General features: G+C 59.5%; 3 protein-coding genes. All 3 read right to left on the reverse strand.

What is annotated here, in order from left to right:
• Window positions 1-31: 31 nt before the first annotated feature.
• From tnpC to tnpA, 3 genes are read right to left on the reverse strand one after another with little or no spacing between them, the layout of a single operon-like run.
• The gene (tnpC, locus tag BLS87_RS33225) at window positions 32-1,558 is read right to left on the reverse strand and encodes an IS66 family transposase (protein ID WP_074759399.1); all 1,527 of its coding nucleotides are present in this window, start codon (window positions 1,556-1,558) and stop codon (window positions 32-34) included.
• Between the two features lie 49 nt (window positions 1,559-1,607).
• Complete coding sequence (gene tnpB, locus BLS87_RS34875) at window positions 1,608-1,943, reverse strand: IS66 family insertion sequence element accessory protein TnpB (RefSeq protein ID WP_074759400.1); 336 nt, start codon at window positions 1,941-1,943, stop codon at window positions 1,608-1,610.
• On the reverse strand, window positions 1,940-2,257 hold the full coding sequence (gene tnpA / locus BLS87_RS33235) for an IS66-like element accessory protein TnpA (RefSeq protein ID WP_074759401.1): 318 nt from the start codon (window positions 2,255-2,257) through the stop codon (window positions 1,940-1,942). The genes tnpB and tnpA overlap by 4 nt, the downstream gene beginning before the upstream one ends.
• Window positions 2,258-2,358 lie beyond the last annotated feature (101 nt).

A 2,358-nucleotide genomic window follows, 5' to 3' on the forward strand; every position in this document is an offset into this window, starting at 1 on the left:
GTAAGCGTACGGGGAATACGCCTTGCGTAGATCAGCCAGGCATCCACTGATGCGGCAGTAGATGCTCGATCTCACTAGCTTTCTGCGTCGGCAATCGCGTCAGTACATCCTTGAGATACGCGTACGGATCATGCCCGTTCATGCGTGCCGACTGGATCAAACTCATGATCGCTGCCGCTCTTTTGCCACTGCGCAGAGACCCGGCGAACAACCAATTGGAGCGCCCAAGCGCCCATGGCCTGATCGTGTTCTCCACCGGGTTGTTGTCGATGGGTACGGCACCATCATCCAGGTAGCGCGTCAGCGCTACCCAGCGTTTCAAGCTGTAATCCAGAGCCTTGGCCGTGGCCGAGCCCTCGGGCACGAGGTCGCGCTGAGCCAGCATCCACTCATGTAACTTCTGTGCAATGGGCGCCGCTATTTCTTGGCGTAATCGCCATCGTTCTTCATCGCTCATGTCTTTGGCCTGCCGTTCGACTTCGTACAACCCGCCGATTGAGTGCAGCGCTTGTTCGGCCAACTGGCTTTTGTTCGCTACATGCAGGTCGAAGAACTTACGGCGGGCATGCGCCATGCAGCCGATTTCGGTGATGCCCAGGTCGAAGCTGGCCTTGTAACCCGCGAAGTCATCACAGACCAGCTTGCCGTTCCAGGTGCCCAGGAAGTTGCGCGCATGTTCGCCGGCGCGGCTGGGGCTGAAGTCGTAGACCACCGCCTTGAGGGCCGAGTACGGCGTCGTGCAATAAGCCCAGACATAAGCTCGATGCGTTTTCTTCTCTCCGGGCGCCAGCATCTGCACCGGCGTTTCATCGGCATGCACGACTCGCTGAGCGAGCACCGCTTCGCGCAGTGCATCCACCAGCGGTTGTAGCTGTACGCCAGTTTGGCCCACCCACTGAGCCAGCGTTGAACGCGGGATCGCCAGGCCTGCACGGCCAAAGATCTTTTCTTGCCGGTACAGCGGCAGATGATCAGCGAATTTGGCTACCATCACATGCGCCAGTAGGCCTGCGGTCGGGATGCCCTTGTCGATCACCTGGGCCGGCACCGGTGCTTGGATCAGTGTTTCGCACTGGCGGCAGGCCCACTTTCCACGTACATGCTGCTCAACGGTAAACACGCCAGGTGTGTAATCCAGCTTCTCGCTGACGTCTTCGCCGATGCGCTGAAGCTGGCACCCGCAGACACACTGGGTGTTCTCTGGCTCGTGACGAATGACGGTACGTGGGAACTGCGGCGGCAGCGGCGCGCGCTTGGGCTTTTGGCGGGTTTCGTCCGACGTTGGGGCGGGACGAAGCGCGTTCAGTTCTGCCTCGATAGCCTCAAGGTCGGTGTTGAGCAAGTCATCCAGCAAGCTGCCTTGCGCTGGGCTGATCTGCTCGCTGCGCTTGGCGAACTTGTGGCGCTTGAGGATGGCAATCTCGTGAGAGAGCTGCTCGATGATCGTCTCGTCACGATGGATTTTTCGGCCCATGGTGTCGACCTTCGACAGCAACTGCGCAGCGAGTGCGCGCAGTTGTTCGGGTGTCATTTGGTCGAGATTGGGCGAGGAAGTCATGCCGTGGATTTTACCAAAGCGATCCACCTGCCACAGCTGAAAAGCAAGGCTAAATCACTGTGATTGCGCCGTTAGCGCCAACTCGCTGCCATGGCAAACCGAGCACCAGCGCTTGAAGTTGTTCAGCGTCGAGCCCGACTTCCAGGCCGCGATGAGTGCCAGGCCAGTGAAACTTGCCTTGGTTCAAACGCCTCGCGGCAAGCCAGATGCCCACGCCATCGTGCACCAGCACCTTCATCCGGTTGGCCCGGCGGTTGGCGAACAGATAAGCGCAGTGCGGCTTCGCCGCACCGAACACAGCGACCACGCGGGCCAACGCAGTGTCGGTGCCGGCGCGCATGTCCATGGGCTCGGTAGCTAGCCAGATAGCGTCGATGCGTATCATTGCGAGAGGCTGCGGATAAAACGTGCGCAGCCGTCCGGGTCGGAGATGGGCCATTTGAGCGTGATGGATTTGTCGCCCAGCGACAGTGCGATGACCACGGCTTCATCAGCTTGCCGTTTAGGCATCGGTTGCAGCGGTACAAACGCGGGGAGTGGCGCGACGGGTTTATCACGGTAAATCGGCAGCCACTTGCGAATCACATTGGCATTGATGCCGTGGCTGATGGCGACGCTGGAAACTGAGGCACCGGGTTTCAGGCATTCCTGCACGACCTGGGCCTTGAAGGGTTTGGGATAGGAGCTTCGTTGGCGCATGGGAATCCTGGCGATAAGGGTGATCGCGTCCGCTTAAAAATAGGCGGACACCATCGCCTTTAATTCCGGATTTCTGAAGGTGTGTTCGCTGGCCGCTTACC

The sequence above is a fragment of the Pseudomonas abietaniphila genome (genome assembly GCF_900100795.1).
Taxonomy (GTDB): domain Bacteria; phylum Pseudomonadota; class Gammaproteobacteria; order Pseudomonadales; family Pseudomonadaceae; genus Aquipseudomonas; species Aquipseudomonas abietaniphila.